The sequence below is a fragment of the Halobellus captivus genome (genome assembly GCF_007655485.1).
GTDB lineage: Archaea > Halobacteriota > Halobacteria > Halobacteriales > Haloferacaceae > Haloquadratum > Haloquadratum captivum.
Window position 1 is genome coordinate 1 of record NZ_VJXQ01000006.1, and the last position, 18648, is coordinate 18648.

At 64.3% G+C, this 18648-nt stretch carries 17 protein-coding genes, 1 tRNA gene and 1 pseudogene; 6 read left to right on the top strand and 13 right to left on the bottom strand.

Annotated elements, in window-relative coordinates:
• Positions 1–92: 92 nt before the first annotated feature.
• Positions 93–169, top strand: a tRNA-Cys gene (locus FJT57_RS13620).
• A 50-nt stretch (positions 170–219) separates the two neighbouring features.
• Here FJT57_RS13620 and FJT57_RS13625 read toward each other — a convergent pair.
• Entirely contained in the window at positions 220–1278 is a 1059-nt protein-coding gene (locus FJT57_RS13625) for a two-component system sensor histidine kinase NtrB (RefSeq protein ID WP_144906152.1), read from the bottom strand.
• A gap of 152 nt (positions 1279–1430) precedes the next feature.
• Here FJT57_RS13625 and FJT57_RS13630 point away from each other — a divergent pair, with 152 nt between their 5' ends.
• From FJT57_RS13630 to FJT57_RS13635, 3 genes are all read left to right on the top strand, one after another.
• Positions 1431–2237, top strand: coding sequence for a hypothetical protein (locus FJT57_RS13630; protein ID WP_144906154.1), 807 nt, complete (start codon positions 1431–1433; stop codon positions 2235–2237).
• 86 nt (positions 2238–2323) lie between these two features.
• Positions 2324–2485 (top strand): HVO_2142 family zinc finger protein, encoded by a 162-nt coding sequence (locus FJT57_RS16450; protein WP_162524365.1) that lies wholly within the window; start codon positions 2324–2326, stop codon positions 2483–2485.
• Positions 2486–2643: 158 nt separating this feature from the next.
• Positions 2644–3258, top strand: a complete 615-nt coding sequence (locus tag FJT57_RS13635; RefSeq protein ID WP_144906156.1) for a VOC family protein — start codon at positions 2644–2646, stop codon at positions 3256–3258.
• Positions 3259–3329: 71 nt separating this feature from the next.
• Here the strand turns inward: FJT57_RS13635 and FJT57_RS13640 are convergent, their stop codons facing one another.
• Positions 3330–4370, bottom strand: coding sequence for a zinc-dependent alcohol dehydrogenase family protein (locus FJT57_RS13640; RefSeq protein ID WP_144906158.1), 1041 nt, complete (start codon positions 4368–4370; stop codon positions 3330–3332).
• A gap of 131 nt (positions 4371–4501) precedes the next feature.
• Between FJT57_RS13640 and FJT57_RS13645 the strand changes: the two genes are divergently transcribed.
• Positions 4502–5314, top strand: a complete 813-nt coding sequence (locus FJT57_RS13645; protein WP_144906160.1) for a DUF7260 family protein — start codon at positions 4502–4504, stop codon at positions 5312–5314.
• Between the two features lie 36 nt (positions 5315–5350).
• On the opposite strand, the gene FJT57_RS13650 is transcribed toward FJT57_RS13645, so the two are convergent.
• The 8 genes and pseudogenes from FJT57_RS13650 to FJT57_RS13685 form a co-directional block, all read right to left on the bottom strand.
• Positions 5351–6343 (bottom strand): ribonucleotide-diphosphate reductase subunit beta, encoded by a 993-nt coding sequence (locus FJT57_RS13650; RefSeq protein WP_144906162.1) that lies wholly within the window; start codon positions 6341–6343, stop codon positions 5351–5353.
• A gap of 11 nt (positions 6344–6354) precedes the next feature.
• Complete coding sequence (locus tag FJT57_RS13655; RefSeq protein WP_144906164.1) at positions 6355–9066, bottom strand: ribonucleoside-diphosphate reductase subunit alpha; 2712 nt, start codon at positions 9064–9066, stop codon at positions 6355–6357.
• A 34-nt stretch (positions 9067–9100) separates the two neighbouring features.
• A pseudogene (gene nrdR, locus FJT57_RS13660) lies at positions 9101–9559 on the bottom strand (transcriptional regulator NrdR); the annotation flags it as partial.
• A gap of 216 nt (positions 9560–9775) precedes the next feature.
• Entirely contained in the window at positions 9776–10081 is a 306-nt protein-coding gene (locus tag FJT57_RS13665) for a DUF7552 domain-containing protein (protein ID WP_144906166.1), read from the bottom strand.
• 36 nt (positions 10082–10117) lie between these two features.
• Positions 10118–11053, bottom strand: coding sequence for an ABC transporter ATP-binding protein (locus tag FJT57_RS13670; protein ID WP_144906168.1), 936 nt, complete (start codon positions 11051–11053; stop codon positions 10118–10120).
• 31 nt (positions 11054–11084) lie between these two features.
• Positions 11085–12215, bottom strand: a complete 1131-nt coding sequence (locus FJT57_RS13675) for a FecCD family ABC transporter permease (RefSeq protein WP_144906170.1) — start codon at positions 12213–12215, stop codon at positions 11085–11087.
• Positions 12216–12311: 96 nt separating this feature from the next.
• Positions 12312–13490: an ABC transporter substrate-binding protein gene (locus FJT57_RS13680; protein ID WP_144906172.1), complete on the bottom strand. Its 1179-nt coding sequence runs from the start codon at positions 13488–13490 to the stop codon at positions 12312–12314.
• 2 nt (positions 13491–13492) lie between these two features.
• Complete coding sequence (locus FJT57_RS13685; RefSeq protein WP_144906174.1) at positions 13493–14704, bottom strand: ABC transporter substrate-binding protein; 1212 nt, start codon at positions 14702–14704, stop codon at positions 13493–13495.
• A gap of 168 nt (positions 14705–14872) precedes the next feature.
• On the opposite strand from FJT57_RS13685, the gene FJT57_RS13690 reads away from it, so the two are divergent.
• Positions 14873–16135, top strand: a complete 1263-nt coding sequence (locus tag FJT57_RS13690) for an MgtC/SapB family protein (protein WP_144906176.1) — start codon at positions 14873–14875, stop codon at positions 16133–16135.
• Positions 16136–16157: 22 nt separating this feature from the next.
• On the opposite strand, the gene FJT57_RS13695 is transcribed toward FJT57_RS13690, so the two are convergent.
• From FJT57_RS13695 to phnE (FJT57_RS13705), 3 genes are all read right to left on the bottom strand, one after another.
• Positions 16158–16847, bottom strand: a complete 690-nt coding sequence (locus FJT57_RS13695; RefSeq protein ID WP_144906178.1) for a glycerophosphodiester phosphodiesterase — start codon at positions 16845–16847, stop codon at positions 16158–16160.
• A 199-nt stretch (positions 16848–17046) separates the two neighbouring features.
• Positions 17047–17838, bottom strand: a complete 792-nt coding sequence (gene phnE, locus FJT57_RS13700; RefSeq protein ID WP_144906180.1) for a phosphonate ABC transporter, permease protein PhnE — start codon at positions 17836–17838, stop codon at positions 17047–17049.
• Positions 17835–18647 carry a phosphonate ABC transporter, permease protein PhnE gene (gene phnE, locus FJT57_RS13705; protein ID WP_144906182.1) on the bottom strand — a complete coding sequence of 271 codons (813 nt, stop codon included), beginning with the start codon at positions 18645–18647 and terminating at the stop codon, positions 17835–17837. Before phnE (FJT57_RS13705) ends, phnE (FJT57_RS13700) begins: the two co-directional genes overlap by 4 nt.
• Position 18648 lies beyond the last annotated feature (1 nt).

Below are 18648 nucleotides of genomic sequence, written 5' to 3' on the forward strand. Positions count from 1 at the left end.
CACCACCGGGCGGGAAACCGTGAAGAGCATCGATACGAGCGCTCGTAGCGGACCGCTAGGCTTAAACGCCGAAACGGAATAGAATAAGCTGCGCCAAGGTGGCAGAGTTCGGCCCAACGCATCCGCCTGCAGAGCGGAACCCCCGCCGGTTCAAATCCGGCCCTTGGCTTTTGTATCTCCCACTTCGAGAGCGACAGCGCCCATCGAACGGGGGAGATCCTACGGCTCGCTTTCGACGCCGCTGATCTCGAATCTGGCCCCGGCGCCTTCGTTATCGGACACCGAAACCTCCCAGCCGTGCGCGTCGACGATCTGTTTCACGATCGCGAGCCCGTAGCCGGTTCCGTCCGCTTGCGTGGAGTAGCCGTGTTCGAAGATCGACTCGCGGATGGTGTCCGGGATTCCGGGGCCGTCGTCTGCGACGTAGAAGCCGTTTCGATCGGCGAGGCGTCCGACGTCCACAGTACCGCGCCGTTCTGTTGTCTCAGTGTCCGGCGCTCCGTGTTCGATCGCATTCCGAAAGAGGTTCTCGAACAGTTCTTCCAGTCGACTCCTGTCCGCAGTGATGCTCCCGAGGTCAGCTTCCACGTGCAGCGTTGTTTCGCCGGTTTCGACGTTCCGCCAGGAGTCTCGAATGGACCGTTCGAGATCGACGACCTCCGTTTCGCCGATGAAGCGCCCCTGGCGCGACAGCGCCAATACGTCGTCGACGAGGTGGTCGATACGGTCGAGGGCGTCGAGGACCTGTTTCAGTTCGGGGCTCTCTTCGCGCTGTGTGGCCAGTTCCGTGTATCCACGCGCAACCGACAGCGGGTTTCGAATGTCGTGTGCGAGAATGTCCGCGAACTCGTCGAGCCGCTCTTTCTGATCGCGGAGTTCGTCCTCACGGCGACGGCGCTCAGAGATGTCGCGAACGATCCCCGTGAAATACTGTTCGCCGCCGTGGGTGTGTTCCCGCAGGCTGATGAGCGTCGGGACTTCGTGACCGTCTTTGTGTAACGCCGGGAGTTCGACGCCCGCCCAGTCGATGTTGCGGACGCCGGTGTCGACGTAGGCCGCGAGCGCCGCGCCGTGGACCGGTCGCAGTCGCTCCGGAATGATCTTCATCTTCGAGCTCCCGATCAGCTCCTCGGGCGTGTATCCCAGAATGTCTTCGATCGCGGGATTGGCGTACACGATGGTGCTGTCGGCGTCGATCGTTAGCATTCCCTCCGCAGCGCTCTCGACCAGGGTCTGATAGAATGTGTCCGGGCTGACCGGGAGCGCATTCGGTTCCATAGCGTGCTTTCCGTTACGATGTGGCCCGACCCCTAAACACTTGCTGGCGAACGAATGAGCTCCCGCGCTCGCCACCGTATCGCTGTTCTCGTCCGCTGTGACCCTCCCGCGAAACGGTAACCGTTATACGCCACGTGATCAAATCCGGAGATATGCAACGACGCGCCGCGGCGATCTACGTCGCACTCTTCATCGTTATCGGTGCGGCTTCGTACTCGCTCATCGCGACAGCGCAGACGCCGACAGTCGAGTTCGACAGCCCCGAGTACGAACTCGCACAGGACGACCAGCTCCAAGTCGGCGATCGGACCTACACCGTGTCGAGCGTCTCCGGCACGACTGGCGAACTCCAGTACACAGAGGAATCATCGGAGTACACCGAGACGTGGGAGAACGACTCCACGCAGACCGTCGACGATCAGGAGTGGCGAGTCCTCGTCGATAGCGGCGACGACCCCTCCGGGTTCACGCTGCAAGAAGAGATAAACGAGACCGCGATCCTGCAGGATGACCCGGACGCCAGCGAGGAAACGGTCGAGCAGAACGGCACGCGATACGTCGTACTGAACGACTCCGAACTCGTCCCGGCCGACGAGTACTTCCCGGAGCCCGAAACCCGATCGTACGCCGAAGGCGACACGCTCGACTACGAGGGGAACACGACGACTGTCGACTCCGTGGCGACCGACGCGGTCCAGTTGTCGTGGGCCGCCCCCCGAACGAACACGATCACCGCCGAGAACGAGGCGAACGTGACGCTCGGTGAGGAGACGTACCTCGCGTACTTCCCCGACGAATCGACGATGCAGCTCACGCAGGACTTCGAGAACTACAACCGTCAAACCGCCGAGATCGACCGCGTCCAGACGCAGACCAACGGGCTGTGGGGCGTGAGCATCCTATCGTTCCTCGCGGCCGTCTTTATGATCGGCTTCGCGTACCTGCCCTCGCGGTACTGAACTCGCTGCCGACTTCCTCTCAATTTTCGAACCATCGTTCGTTATAGATCGACAGAGTAATGTACACTTACCGGCTCCGTCCGGGTATGTCGATACAGCGGCCGCCGGGCGTCGACGCGAAGGCATGTCCCGACTGCGGCGAGGAAATGTCGTTCAACGGGATTCAACCCGCGGGATACGCGCAGTTCTTCTGTGATCAGTGTCGGTATCGACGGGATACCTTCGTCGGTACCGACGCCGACGCGTAACCGTCGCCATAGAACCGGTCGTCGGTGTCGTGTTCGGGGATCCGGACGTCGGTGCCGCGTCCGGGGAACCGAGTGGCCGGTGTCGCGTCGGGGGAATCGAACGCCGGTGACATCGGTGCCACTCCGACACTTATGGCGGTGGCCGCACTACCAAAGGTATGAGCGACGAACCGCCAGTCACCGCCGAGCGACCGGACAGCCCATTCCACACGACCGGCACGGATCACATCACCATCTGGGGGAGCAACGAGGAGGACACCCTGGCGTTCTACCGGGACCTCCTGGGGATGCCGCTGGTTCTCAGACAGCCGAACCTCGACGATCCCTCACAGACGCATCTGTTCTTCGACACCGGCGACGGCAGAATTCTGACCGTTTTCGTCGGGGACCGCGCCTCGAACCGCGGGCCGCAGCGCGGCGGCACTGGATCCGTCCATCACCTCTGTTTCAGCATTGCGCCGGAGGATTTCGAGGACGTCGCGGGCGCGCTCGACGACGCCGGACGCAACTACAACGTCTTCGACCGCGGGATCTTCTTTTCGCTCTACACCCACGACAACAACGGTCTCGTGATCGAACTGTCGACCGATAAGTACGACATCCCCGACGACCGCCGCGGCGAAGTGCTCGCGAAAGCCCAAGAGCTACGCGTCGAAGACGGCGCGGACTACGCGAAAGACGAACACCTCGCGGCCGCGCTCGAAGCGCTCGGGCTTGACGCCGATCCGTACGACCTCCCCGATGCGGCCTCGGGCGTCGGCGGCGTGAACTGATACGGACTGTCGTCCTCTCGGAGCCGTCGGTGGCGTGACCGGATACCGGCCGACGGCTCACCCCGCGCGGCCTACTCGACTTCGACGAGCACCTTGATCTCCTCGCGCTCGTCCATCGCGCGGTATCCTTCGGCGACGTCCTCCAGTTCGACGGTCTTCGTAAAGACGGGAGCGGGGTCGAGCGTCCCCTGCAACACGTCATCCATCAACTCCTCCGCGTACGCGCGCACGGGAGCGACGCCGCCGCGGAGCGCGATATTGTCGCCGAAGAAGCCGAAGAGGTCCAAGCCGCCGTCGAGGCCGTGCGGGACGCCGACGTAGCCGACGGTTCCGCCCGGCCGACAGACCGCCGCGGCCGTCTCCATCGACGAGGCCGCGCCGACGCACTCTAACACGTGGTTCGCGCCGCCGTTCGTCAGCTCCCGAACGCGTTCGACCGCCTCGTCGCCGCGCTCGGAGACGAGATCGGTCGCTCCGAACTCCGCCGCGAGTTCGAGTCGGTCGTCGTGGTGACCGACGGCGATGATCCGCTCCGCGCCGAGACGGCGCGCCGCGAGGACGCCGCAGAGCCCGACGGCCCCGTCGCCGACGGCCACGCAGGTGTCGCCGGTTCCGACGCCCGCGTTGACCGCCGCGTGGTGGCCCGTCCCCATCACGTCCGTCAGCGGGAGCAGCGATCGGAGGGCGTCCTCGTCGTCGGCGTAGCGGTCCGGCACCCGGACGAGCGTGCCGTCGGCGTGCGGGCAGCGGATCTTCTCGCCCTGTGCGCCGCCGTTGTCGCCGCCCCAGCCGTCGCCGTTGACGCAGGAGGTGTGCAGTCCCTTCCGACAAAACTCGCAGAAACCACAGCTGACTTTAAACGGGGCGAAGACGCGGTCGCCCGGTTCGACCGAGCGGACGTCGTCGCCGACGGCCTCGACGATTCCCATCGGCTCGTGACCCACGGCTGAACCTGGGTCCCGGTCACTCTCGCCCCGATAGAACCACAGGTCCGACCCGCAGACGGCGGTGTGGGTGACGCGGACGAGTGCGTCCGTCGGCGATTCGAGCTCCGGTTCGGCGACGTCTTCGACGCGGACGTCGCGAGGGCCGTGATAGACTGCGGCGCGCATATCGATACTCGGTTCGGCGCGAGGAAAAGTCCGCGGGTCGCGTGTCAGTACCGTGGGTCACGGTATTGAGCCGTTGCCCCGCTTCCTTGGAGGGTCGTAACGATTATCTCTCTTTAGGCATACCTAAAAATATGGCTGACATCGACGACGCCGTTCGCGACCTGACGGCCGCGCGGCGGGCCGTCCGCGACGAACGCCGCGAGACGGAGCGTCAGCAGCGCGGCTTCGAGCAGTTCAGACAGACTGTCGCCGCGTTGGAGGCCGACCGAAGCGTCGGAGGCGGGTCGACTACCCGTACCGTTTCGGCCACACCGGGGTGGTCGACTGGCTCGACGACGACTCTCGCGACGACGACGAACGACCAGTGTCGTCGCGTTCGATCCGCGTTCGAGGAGTACGTCCTCCCGCACGTCGACGACGAGGCCGGGAGCGTCAAGGCGACAATCGCCTCGGAGCTGAGCGCGGAGGTCGCGCTCGCGCTCGCCGCTGAGGGTGGTGGGAATCAATTCACCGAACCGCTTCGGCGGGCGATCCTCGAACGCGCCGACCAGCGCGTCGCCGAGAATCGGGTGATGCTCCGCGCGCTGACGCGCGAGCGCGATTCCCTCGACGAGGCGACCGGACTGCTCAAGCGCGTCGACCGGAAGCTTCCGACGGTCGATGAGTCGGTTCTCCTGCTCTCGACCGACGAGGAACTGTGGGATCGACGGCGACGTGCGGCATCGCTGGAAGCGGATCTCTCTCGCGCGCTCCGAGAGCGTCAATCGACGCTCTCGGCGATGACGGCCTCGGAGGTGAAGGCGGGAATCGCCCACGACACCGTCGTCGAGTACCTCTTCGGCGACCGCGACGTCACCTACCCCGCGCTCGACGCGCTGGTTCGGGGCAACCGCGCGTGTCGGCGACGGATCGAAGTCCTCGACTCGTCGCTCGACCGGAAGTGACGGGAGGGTTCTCTCCCCTCCTGGAAATCGTCGCTCTCACCACTCCAGGGAGCCGCCGGTCTGGTACTCGGTCACCTGCGTCTCGAAGAAGTTCTTCTCTTTGTTCAGATCGACCGCCTCGCTCATCCACGGGAACGGGTTGTCGGTGCCGTAGCTCTCCTCGAGATCCAACTGCCCGAGTCGGCGATCAGCGACGTGTTCGACGTACTCGACGAACTGCTCGGGTCCCATTCCGAGAACGTCCTCGGGGCAGGCTTCCCGTGCGTACGTCGCTTCGAGGTCGACGGCGGTCTCGATCAGGTCGCGCACCTCCGCGCCGAACTCCTCGGTCCACGCCTCGGGGTGCTCCCTGCGGATCTGGTTGATGAGGTCGACGCCGAAGCCGACGTGCAGCGACTCGTCGCGCATTATGTACTCGAACTGCTGGCCGATGCCGACCATTCGGTTCCTGCGCTTCAGCGCGAGCATCATCGCGAACCCGGCGTAGAAGAACACGCCCTCCATCACGACGTAGAAGCCGACGAGATCCCGCAGGAGGTCGCGGACGTCCTCTGTCCCCTCCAGTCGGAACTGCGGGTCGTCGACGTTCCGCGTGAGATCGACGACGAAATCGTCCTTCTCGCGGATCGAGGGGATGCGGTCGTACATCCCGTAGAGGTACTCGGGGTCGAAGCCGAGCGAGTCACAGCAGTAGATGAACGTGTCCGTGTGGATCGCCTCCTCGTAGGCCTGCCGGAGGAGGTACTGCCGACACTCCGGCGCGGTGACGTACTCGTAGATCGCGAGGACGATGTTGTTCGCAGTCAGCGACTCCGCGGTCGAGAAGAAGCCGAGGTTCCACTCGACGAGCTGTCGTTCGGAGTCGGTGAGGTCGTCGCCGTTCCACTGGGTGATGTCCTCCTGCATCGGGATCTCCTCGGGGACCCAGTTGTTGGCGACGCCGTCGCGGTAGTACTCGCGCGCCCAGTCGTAGTCGATCGGCAGGATCTTGTTCGGGTCGTGTTCGGCGTCGTGGTTGAGTAGTGGCATACGCGGTCACCTCACTGGCAGGCCTCGCAGGTCGGATCTTCGACGCCCGGGAGGTCGCTGTCGGCGCTGCCGACGTCGCAAGCGTCATCCGCCGTGTCATCGGATCCGTCCCTCGATGTATCGGCCGTCCCAACGCCGCGGCGTTGCGTCCGACCGTACTCCGCCATATCGAGCGTCGATTTCTCGATCTGTGATGCGCCCAGCGTCCGGAGGTAGTACGTCGTCTTGATTCCGAGCCGCCACGCCGTCTTGTAGACGTCGTCGAGCAACGAGCCGTCGGTGCTCGGGAAGAAGACGTTGTGAGAGATCGATTGATCGATCCACTGCCCACGGTGGGCCGTGAGCCGGAGTTGGTGCCGCGGGTCGATCTCGAACGCACCGCGGTACAGCTCTCTGAGGTCTTCCGGAATCTCCTCGATCTCCTGGATCGAGCCGTCGTGGAACTTGATTCGGTCGAGCATCTCGGCGTTCCAGAGATCCCGCTGTTGTAGCTCGGAGACGAGGTGGTCGTTGACGACCGTGAAGTCGCCGCTCATGTTCGACTTCACGTAGAGGTTCGAGTAGATGGGCTCGATCGATGGGGTGGTGCCGTTGATCGTCGAGACCGTCGCCGTCGGCGCGACGGCCATCGTGTTTGAATTTCTCATCCCGTACTCGGCGACGTGCTCGCGAACGCGACCCCAGTCCATCGTCTCTGATCGATCCGTCGGGATCTCTCGACCGCGCTCGGCTTCGAGCCGATCGACGGTGTCCTGCGGGAAGATCCCGCGGTCCCACTTGCTCCCCTCGAAGGTCTCGTAGGGGCCGCGTTCCTTCGCCAGCCGCGAACTGTTGAGGATCGCGTGATAGGAGACGAACTCCTGCCAGCGGTTCGCCCGCTCGATCGCTTTTTCAGTACTCATCGGCGTCTCGACTCGCATCAGCGCGTCGTGAAAGCCCATTACGCCGAGCCCGATCGGTCGGTGCCGCATATTCGAGCGTTCGGCCTCCTCCGTGGGATAAAAACAGAGGTCGACGACGTTGTCGAGCATCCGCATCGCGGTCTCGATCGTCTCCGAGAGCTTCTCGCGGTCGAGATCGGCGGATTCGCTTCCATCGCCTTCGCGGTGCGTGTTCCCGTCTCCTTCACGACCCGCGTTCTCGCCGCCCTTTCGATCCGTGTTTTCGTCGGCGACGTGGTTCGCGAGGTTGACGCTGCCGAGGTTACAGACCGCCGTCTCGTCGGCGCTGGTGTTGAGCGTGATCTCCGTACAGAGGTTCGAGGAGTGAACGGTGCCGACGTGATCCTGCGGCGAGCGGACGTTGCAGGGCTCCTTGAACGTGATCCACGGGTGGCCCGTCTCGAAGAGCCGCGTGAGCATCGTCCGCCACAGGTCGGCGGCGTCGACGCGCTCGTACTGCCGGAGGTCGCCCGCCTCGGCCTGCGCTTCGTACTCGCGATACAGTTCCTCGAACTCCTCGCCGTAGGTCTCGTGAAGGTCGGGCACTTCGTCGGGTGAGAAGAGCGTCCACTGCTCGTCGGCCTCGACGCGCTTCATAAAGAGATCCGGCACCCACGCCGCGGTGTTCATATCGTGGGTGCGCCGTCGCTCGTCGCCGGTGTTCCGCCGGAGGTCGAGGAACTCCGGGAAGTCGAGGTGCCAGCACGCCAGATACGCGCAGGCGGCCCCCCGGCGCTTCCCCGAGCGGTTGATCGCGGCGGTGACGTCGTTGCTGATCTTCAGGAACGGGACCGTTCCGGTGGACTCGACGCCGGTGCTCTGGATGAGCGCGCCCGCCGCGCGGAGGTTCGTCCAGTCGTTGCCGAGACCGCCGCTCCACTTCGAGAGCTGCGCGTGGTGCTTGTAGGAGTCGAAGATGTGTTCGAGGTCGTCCTCGACGGTCGTTAGATAGCAGGAGGACAGCTGCGGATGGGTCGTCCCGCTGTGGAACAGCGTCGGCGTCGAGGGCGTGAACCGGTGGGTCGAGAGTATCTCGTAGAATTCGAGCGCTCGCTTCTGTGGGTCGTCCTCCTCGATAGCGAGACCCATCGCGACCCGCATCCAGAAAGCCTGCGGGAGTTCGAGCGGCTCACCGTCCTGCTCGACGCGGAGGAAATACCGCTGCGTCAGCGTCGACGCCGCCAGGTACTCGAACTTCCGGTCGCGGTCGAGCGTGAGCGCCGCGGCCAGCGCGTCGAGATCGAAACGACCGTCGACCAGCCGCTTGTCGAGGCGGTCGACGTCCACGCCGCGTTCGACGTTCTCGGTGAACGTCTCTCTGTAAATCGTCTCGTAATCCCCGGTCGCCCCCTCGGATTCGAGGTCGATCGGCTCCTCGTCGGTCACCTCGTGGAAGTACCGATCGAAGTGAAGGTCGGCGGCGACTCGCTTGTAGGCGGGATCGCGCTCGATCCGTGCCGTCGTCACGTTGATGAGCGCCTCGTACACCTCCTCGCGGGAAGCGCCCTCGTATAGGTCGCGCGCCGCCTCTCGTTCCAACTCGGCGGCGGTGTCGTCGTCGACGACGCCCTCGTGGCCGCGTCGCGCTCTGTCCAGTCTCTCTCGCAACTCCGCGTGTCGTGTCGTTGATGCGCTAGCCATTTGTCGATAAGTCGTGATCTGCACCGGAGTCGCGGTCCGCCCGCGATCCCGGGTACGCGTCGGTTTCGTTCGATGCTTCGCTCTCGTCTCTGCTTCGGCTGTGGTCCGTGCGTCGGTTTTCGTCGGCGTTCCGGCCCGCATCGGCTCCGCTTCTCGCCCCGGAATCTTTGTCACCGTCTAACTCTTCGTCGAGAATCTGATCCAGTTCGCGGACGAACTCCTCGGGGTCGGAGAACGCCTTGTACACCGAGACGAATCGGATGTACGCGACGGAGTCGATCGCTCGGAGGTTCTCGGAGACCAGTTCGCCGACGAGCTTCGAGGAGACGATACGCGTTCCCCGCTCGCGGAGTTCGCGTTGGATGTCCTCGATCAGCCGATCGACGTCGTCGTCGCTCACCGGTCGCTTCTCGACGGCGCGCTCGACGCCGCCTCGTATTTTCTCGGCGTCGAACGGCTCGATCGAACCGTCTCGCTTCTTCACCTGAAGCGTCTCCCACTCGGGGCGCTCGTAGGTCGTGAATCGGAACGAACAGCGACTGCACTCGCGACGGCGACGGACGGTCGTCCCGTCCGCACCGCTTCTCGTGTCGATAACGCTCGTCCGGTCGTGTCCGCAGTCGGGGCACTCCATCGTTGTCACTCTTCGTTCCTCCTGGCGGGTAAACCCACATATTGTGGGTGTGCTACCTTGACCGCACTATGTCGTATTCGACGACCCGGCATAAACTTTACCCAATCAAATTGAAGTAAGACAAACTAAGTTGTATTCGATCCTATCCTACTGACTCTTCGGCGGGGCGCGAGAACACAACCCGCGCTGGACGCGAGTGGCCTGACTTGAGACCGGTCACCGCTTCGCGTCGGCGACAGACGTTGCGGCGGGGGAGGTACCGTCGATTCCCGCCGGTTCGGTCCGCCCCTCAACGGCGATGAGGTCGTATCTCGGCAGCGCGGGGTCGTATCGACGGAGCGCGGTCCGGTACTGCTCCGCCGCGCGGGCCGCGAATTCGGCGCGGCGACGAGTCTCGAAGCGATATCCCACGACCGGCACGGGCCGCTCGCCGGTCCGTCCGCAGACGACGGCGAACGCGCCGCCGTCGCTTGCGAGCGCTTCGATGCGGGTTCGGAGGGTTGTGAGCGTCGGTTCTGTCATATTGCGTGCTGGTGTTCGCGGCGGTTCCGCCGACCGCTACTCGTCAATCGCGCGGTGCGGCGCGATGTGCGGACCGGTCGGGCTGTCGGCGTCGACGCTGGCGTCGACGCGGAACACCTCCGAGAGCAGTTCCTCGGTGACGACCTCCCGCGGCGGGCCCCAGTCGTAGGGCTCGCCGTCTTTCATCGCGATGAGGTTGTCCGCGAAGCGCGCGGCCTGGCCGATATCGTGGAGGACGATCCCGACGGTGACACCCTGCTCGCGGTTGAGCGTCCTGACGACTTCCATCACGCGGAGTTGGTGGTGAAGATCGAGGTACGTCGTCGGCTCGTCGAGCAGGAGGACGTCGGTCTCCTGTGCGAGCACCATCGCGATCCACGCGAGCTGCTTTTGCCCGCCGCTGAGGTTCTTCATCGACTTCTCCCGGAGGTGCTCGACCCCCGCCAATTCGATCGCCCGTTCGACCGCGCGGCGGTCGTCGTCGCCGACGGATTCGAAGAACCCCCGGTGGGGGTATCGGCCGTGGTACGCGAGCTCCTCGACGGTGAGGCTCGCCGGGGAGTCGTGTTCCTGTGAGAGCAGGCCGAGGCGTCGCGCGAGCTCCTTCGAATCGAGCGACTGCACGTGTTCCCCGTCCAGTCGGATCGTCCCCGCGTCGGGAGCCAACTGATTCGCCATCGCCTTCAGCAGCGTGCTCTTCCCGCTGCCGTTGGGTCCGACGAGCGCGGTCACTTCTCCGGCTGGGAGCAGGACGCGCTCGCACTCGACGACGGGCTCCGTCGTCGCCGGATAGCCGATTTCGAGGTCTTTGCCCTGTAGTTCGACGGCGTCGGCCGCCGATTTGGCCGTCACGTCGTCGGTGGGTGTGGCTCCCACGCTGTCGGACGGAGCGGCCGTTTTCCCATTCGCGTTTGTCCTTCTCTTCGCGTCTGCATCCGAATCCGCTCGTCCGACGCGCTCGTTCCCCTGCATCAGTCCTCACTCCGTATTTTTCGATACTGCATCAGATCTCACCCAGCGCCTCCTGTTTCCGCATCAGATAGAGGAAGTACGGGCCGCCGACGAGCCCCGTGACGATCCCGACGGGAATCTGCACCGACGCGCCCACGAGCAGTCCCAGCCCGAGCCGAGCGCCGACGTCGGCGGCGACCATCAGCGCCGGACCGGCGAACAGGCAGCCGACGATCAGCTTCCGGTACTCGCTGCCGACGATGTTGCGGACCATATGCGGGACGATCAGTCCGACGAAGCCGACGATCCCGGCGACGGCGATGCTCGCTGCGGCCGCGAGAACGGCGACGCCGGAGAGCGCGAAGCGGACCTTCTCGACCGACATTCCGAGCGACCGCGCCGTTTGCTCGCCGAGGAGCAGGACGTTCAACTGCCGCGCGCCCAGGAGCGACAGCCCCATCGCGACAATCGTCCACGGCAGCGCCATCCGGACCTGTTCCCAGTCGGTGCCGGTCAGCGAGCCGGTCGTCCACGCGATGGCCGACTGGACCACGCCGATATCGTCGGCGAAGAAGAACAGTCCCGTCTGCAACGACTGGAAGACGGTCCCGACGATCACGCCCGCGAGCACGAGCCGCACCGGCGAGGTGCCGTTCTTCCAGGCGATCGCGTAGACGATGAGAAACGCGACCGCGCCGCCGACCGAGGCCACGAGCGGCAAGAACGCGGAGAGCCCCGAAAACACGACGAGCGTGAGCAAGATCAGCAGCCCCGCGCCCGAGGAGACGCCGAGGATGAACGGGCTCGCGAGCTCGTTTCGCGTCACGGCCTGGAAGATCGCTCCGGAAACGGCGAGGTTCATCCCGACCGCGACGGCGACGAACACGCGCGGAAGCCTGATGTTCCAGACGATGAGGCTCCGTTGTTCCATCTCCGGCAGGTCCGCATCCAGGAGGAACGCCTCCCACGCGCGGAGATCGAAGATCACGTCGGGATTGAACACCGCCTGCCAGGCCTGTATGGGGGTCATCGAGTACGAGCCGAAGCTCACCTGGACGAGCCCGCCCGCGACGACGACCAGGACGCTCCCGAGACAGAGCGTCGCGAGCGCCCCGTCGACGTGGTCGAGCAACCGCTCCCGCGGTGCGGTCGATTCCGGCCTCGAAGCGGTCTCCTCACGCATACTGTGTCCGTTCCACCGTCGGGCTGGTTGCGCTGTGAACGGATCGATGCGCTGTCGAAACGGCTCCCACCGACCGCGCGGCGGCCGCCCGGTGCCTCACGACTCGAACGCCCCCGTCACGATGTTTGCGACTCGCTGTCGATCGAACAGTTCCTCCTCACCGAACCGCTCCGGGTAGAGCCCCCGGGCAGCTTCCTCGAGTTGGAACAGGTGAATAATCGGCCCCTGATAGGTCAATCCGCCGTAGAACACGCGACCGTCCTGCACGGCCGTGAGCTGGCTCGCGACGTCGTGCGATTCCATGTGGGCGACGACGTTCTCCCGGAAGTACTCCTCGGAGATTTCCCCCTGAATTCGGACGGCGATCGCGTCGGGATCGATCTCCAGGAGCGCCTCGTAGTCGACTGTGCCGCCACCGGCCTGCGCGTCGGTGACGCCGTGCTGTGCGAGCGCGTCGCCAACCCGCAGGTCTCGCCACTGTTTCGACTGCGAACCCTCACCGACGAGGTAGGGATAGAACGACTCCGGCGGCAACTCCGCAGGGTACAGAACCGCGAGATCGGGCGTCGACGGCGGGAGCCGCGATTCGACGTCTGCGAGTACTTCGCCGTGGTAGCGCTCGAACGCCTCGAAGCGCTCGCGCTCGTCGAACAGGTGAGAGAGCTTCTCGAAGGCTTCATACAGCGAGTAGTACTCGTAGTCGTGCCAGTCGTACACCCTCGTAAAGACCGTGTTCCCGAAGAAGGGCGCGACGGCGGCTTCGATCTCGTCGACGTCCGACTGGCTCCACTGCAGTCGGTTGATCATAAAATTCGGATCGATGACGTGGACGTCGGCGTCGATTTCGTGGAAGAGTTCCTTGCCCGTGCCCCCCTGCCACAGTTCCGTGAGAGACGCGGCATCGACGTCGACCCCGGGCAGTTCGTCGTAGTGGTGTGTCCCGAAGCGGGCGCGAACGCCGATCCCGGCGAGGCCGTCGCCCTGTCCGAGTGCCACGCCCATATCGGCGTAATCGCCGGTGTACGGGAGCCACCGCTCGGGGACCCTCTCGAACGTGACCTCGCCGACGGGCTCCATCGCCACCACGTGCGACTCGTCCGGACGCGTCGTCGCGCTCGTCGACGTGGCGGTTTCGGTGGACTCTCCTTTCGCATCGTCCGCTGGCTCGCCGCCGCTGCCGCCCGTACAGCCCGCTAGCAACCCCGCCGTGAGGGCGGCACTTCCGAACTTCAGGTACCGACGGCGGGTGGGTGTCTTCACGTCCTTCGCGGTCATATTCAGGCGTCTCCGTTCACAATTTCGGCGACCCGCTCCCCGTCGAACAACTCCTCGTCGACGTCGTACAGCGTCCGCGCCAGCCGTTCGGTCACGACGAGGTTGGTGATCGGACCCTGATACAGCGGCCCCGCGCGGTAGACGTCGCCGTTTCCGACCGCGGTGAGTTCGCTCGCGACGTCGTGACTCTCCATGAACGCGAGTACCGTGTCGCGGAACTCTTCGGCGGTCTTCGCTTCCTGCCCGCGAACGAGGAGCACCTCGGGATCGACGTCCAGGAGCGTCTCGTAGTCGATGGCACCGCGGCTGCTGTGGAAGTCCTTGACGTCGGTTTCCGCGAGCGCGTCGCCGACTTCGAGATCGTTCAGGTGCTTGAAGCTTGTTCCCTCGCTCTGAACGTACGGGTAGAACGACTCCGGCTCGTCGCCGCCGCCCCAGACGACCGCCGCCGAGGGGCGTTCGCCCCGTGCCGGAACAATCGACGTCAGCGTCGACTGGAAGTCGTCGTGGACCGCCTCGAAGGCCTCGAAGCGCTCTCTTTCCTGGAAGACCTCGGCGAGTTTCTCGAAGGCCTCATACAGCGTGTAATACCGGTAATCGTCGTGCCAGGCGTACGTCCGCGAGAAGATGCTGTTTCCGAATATCGGGCCGAGCTGCGTCTCCAGTCGGTCAATGTCGTCCTGGGACCACTCCCCGCGGTTCCGCAGGAAGTTCGGATCGAAGACGTGGACGTCTGCATCGAGTTCGTAGAACTGCTCCTTGCCGACGCCGCCGTCCCCCCAGAGTTGCTCGATGGCGTCCCCTTCGACGCTCACTCCCGGGATCCGGTCGTAGTAGTGCGTGTGGTATCTGCTCGGGAGCCAGACGCCCTTCGGCGGCTCCTGTCCGAGTGCGATTCCCATATCGGCCCAGCTTCCGTTGTTGGCGACCCAGGTTTCGGGTACCTCCGCGAAGGAGACCTCGCCGACGGGTTCGATTTCGACGGAGTACGACGTGGATTCAGCGGTCGAATCCGCCTCCGTCGACTCCGACGTCTCTGATCCCGTCCCAGACGGTCCCGTCGTTGACTCCCCGTCCGCACTCCCGGCCGCCGACTCGGTGGAGCCGTCGGATCCGCCCCCGAGACATCCGGCGAGGAGCCCGGCCGTTGTGATTCCTGTGCCGTACTGCAACACGTCGCGTCGCGAAATCCCGTTGTCGCCTCGATTTGCCATACGATTTAGGCCACCCTAAAGGATAAAATCCCTTTCGAAGTTTCGGCGACCCTAAACTTGATAGCTCGGAAGAATTAAGCCCATTGACTATATAGCCTAAATAGAGAAAATACCAGTATATACCAATATGTTCTATCTACGTCGACGCGCTCGGGGGAAGCGGTTGTGATGCTGCAGCTCGGACCGGAGAGCGTCCCGATCAACGCGGACGTCTTCAACCTCTTCGTCGCGGGTGCGCTCGGAATGCTGCTCGGCTTAGAGCGCGAGTGGTCCAACAAGTCCGCGGGCATTCGAACGTTCACCCTGACGAGCCTCATCGGCGTCGCGGCCGCGACGCTCGGGCACACCGTCTTACTGGCGCTCGGTGGTCTCTTAGTGCTCACGCAGGGTATCCTCCTCGGTACGCGCGGGATTCTCGTCGAACTGTCCGACGAATCGAATGAGGGGGGCCTCGCGCTGACGACGTCGACGTCACTGCTGGTCGCCTACGTCGTGGGCGTGCTCGTCGGGATGGACCTTCTGTTGGTCGGTGTCGTCATCGCGATCACGTCGTCGTTCCTGTTGGTCCTCCGACGCGAACTCCACACGTTCGCGAACCGGCTCTCCCACGAGGAAGTGCGCGGTGCGGCCGAGTTCGCGATCATCGCGTTCGTCGTCTACCCGCTCCTCCCGGCCGGTACGTACGGCCCGTGGAACGCGATCGATCCACAACTCATCTGGATGCTCGTGATCGCGGTCAGTGCGATCGGTTTCGCGAACTACGCGATTATGCAGCGCTACGGCGGCCGAGGGATGCTGATCACCGGCTTCTTCGGCGGCCTCGTCAACTCGACGGCCGTGATCGGCGAGATCGCCAATCGGGCGAAAACCAACGCGGGGATCCTCGATCTCGCGGTGGCGACGATCCTCGTCGCCGACGCCGCGATGGCGGTCCGAAACCTCATCATCGTCGTCGCGTTCGTCCCGCAGTCCGCGTTCAGCGTCGGCCTCCCCCTGGGCCTCATCGCCGTCGGCGGCGTGGCGCTCACCGGCTACGAGCGCAACTGGAGCGGTGACATCGAACTCGACCTCGACTCCCCGTTCAGCAGCGCGAACGCGCTGACGTTCGGTGCGCTGTTTCTCGCCGTGCTCGTGATCACCGCGGGCGCACAGCAGATGTTCGGCACCGCTGGATTCCTGGTGACGAGCTTCCTCAGCGGCCTCCTCTCGAGCGGGACGACCACGACGACCGCTGTCTCGCTCGCGAGCACCGGACAGATCACTCCGGCCGTCGCGGCCCAAGGTGTGCTCGCTGGCACGCTCGCGAGTATCTTCGTGAAGGTCTGGCTCGCGGTCGGCATCAACCGAAACCTGTTCGCCCCGGTGGTGAAGCGCTCGGCGTATCTCTCCCTTCTGGGGCTGGCTGGCGTTCTCGCCGTTCAGATCCTGTGATCTCGGCGGAACCGCTCCACAGCTAACAACGCCCTTCGCCGTTGCAGATCGCCGCCAACTCACAGTCGCCGATTATCGCGCCGTCGACGCCGCGGTCTCTGAGTTCGCCGACCGTATCGCGGTCCGCGGCCGTCCACGCGTTGATGTCGAAGCCCCGCTCGTGCGCGCGTTCGACGATGTCGGTGTCGAGACAGAGATTCACGTGTGGGTGGACGTACGCACAGCCGAGATCCCCGGCGATGTCGAGCGCCGAACCGACGTCGAAGTCGTCGTCGATCAGGAACGCGAGTGACGATACCCCCGCCTTTCGAGCATCAGTGACGGTGTCGGGACCAAACGAGGAGACGATCACCTCGTGGTCGTACTCGCTCGCGATGTCGACCACGTCGGCGGCGATTCCCTGCACCTTCAGCTCGATGTTGAGTCCGACGTCTGGGGGAACCGCCTCGAAAACTTCTGACACCAGCGGGGGCGACTCGTCGGTTCCGAGCACGGAGACGTCTCGGAGTTCGTCGAGCGACGTCGAGGCGACCCCGCCGGTCGCGTCGGTCGTGCGATCGAGCGTCTCGTCGTGCAAGACGACCAGCTCTCCCGATCCGCATCGACGGACGTCGAGTTCGATCATCTCGACGACCGCGCTCGACGCTCGAAAGGCTTCGAGCGTGTTTTCGGGATACTGCGCCATACAGCCGCGGTGTGCGATCGCTCGCACGTCAGGGCCTCCGATCGTCCGCAAGCCGCAATCGGGCTCCGGCAACTCGTCGATCCCTCATACCGTGTGTGTTTCTCATACCGTATCCGTCTCTCACGCCCACTGAATAGCTCTTACTGCACAGCGAATACTGCGAGCAGAAACGGGATTTCACCGCATCGGTGCGGAAGAATACGGAAACTGCGGTCCCGGATCGGTTTCAGCGGGCCTTCCGACGCAGATACGCCGACACGACCTCGCTGAAGACGACGATCACGAGAATCGCGAGCAGGATCGTGAGCACCTGCTGCCACGCGAAGAAGTTGATCGACGTGTTGAGTTCGACGCCGATGCCGCCCGCGCCGACGAACCCGATGATCGTCGATGCGCGCACGTTGATGTCCCATCGGTAGGTGGAGACGCCGATGAGCGTGGGCTTGACCTGCGGGAGGATACCGTAGATCGCGGCCTCGATCGAGTTCGCGCCGGTCGCTTTGACCGCCTCGACCTGTCCGGGATCGATCTCTTCGATCGATTCGGCGATCAGCTTCGAACAGAAGCCGATCGAGCGAACGGCGATCGCGAGCGTCCCGGCGAGCGCGCCCGATCCGAAGATGATGACGAAGACCAGCGCCCAGATGATCACGTTCACCGACCGCGACGCGGAGATGATGAACTTTCCGAGGAGGAAGCTCAGCCTGTTGGGCGTCGTGTTCTCCGCACCGAGTAGCGCGACCGGGATCGACAGCAGCACCGCCAGCGTGGTCCCGAGGATCGCGATATGGATCGTCTCGATCATCGGCGAGACGATCTGCCCGGTGTAACCGACGTTCGGCGGATACATCCGGTTGATCAGATCCATAAACTCCGTCGGCGCGGTCCCGATGTAGTCGTAGTTGATCCGCAGCAACCGCCAGGAAACCGCGGCGGCGACGATGGTGAGCAGTCCGGCCAGATAACGGAGGAGCCGCTGTCGCGGTGTCCGCCGTTCCCACGTCCGGTAATCGGTCATTGTATCCGCCCCCGGATGTAGGTGCTGATCAGTTCACCGACCATCACGATGGCGATGATCGCGATGATGATCAACAGGAAGAAGTCGTAGTCGTACTGGTCGAAGGAGTTCAGCAGCGTCGCACCGATCCCGCCAGCACCGACGATGCCGACGATCGTGCTGTGTCGGATGTTGATGTCCCAGCGGTAGATCGTCAGACCGACGATGCGCGGCATCACCTGCGGGAGGACGCCGAAGAGCATCGTCTGGGTTCGGTTCGCACCGGTGGCCTCGGTGGCCTCCATCTGACCGCTGTCGATGTCTTCGATCTCCTCGGCGAGCAGTTTCGCGAAGAAGCCGACCGTCTTGTAGGAGAGTGCGATCACGCCAGCGAGCGCGCCGATGCCGACGGCCTTGACGGCGATGATCGCGATGATGAGCTCGTGGAACGACCGCGAGACGGTGATGATCCCCCGGCCAACCCAGTAGACGGGTTTCGGGGCGATGTTCTCGGCGGCCATGAAGGCGACCGGAATCGAGATGATCACGCCGACGATCGTCGCGATGACCGACATCGCGAGGCTCTCGATGAGTCCCTCGATCAACAGCTCGTTTTTGAACTCCGTGGTGTACTCGGGCGGGAACATCCCGTTGACGAGGCCGACGGCGGCGTCCCACCCGTCCATCACTCGCGCCATCGAAATCCGCATATTCCACGCGCTCCACAGGAGGAAGACCGCGATGATCACGTACACCGCCCACTTCACGTAGTGGTTGTAGAACGCCGTCGGGCGAGTCCAGGATCGACGGTCCGTTTGTTTCGTGGCCATA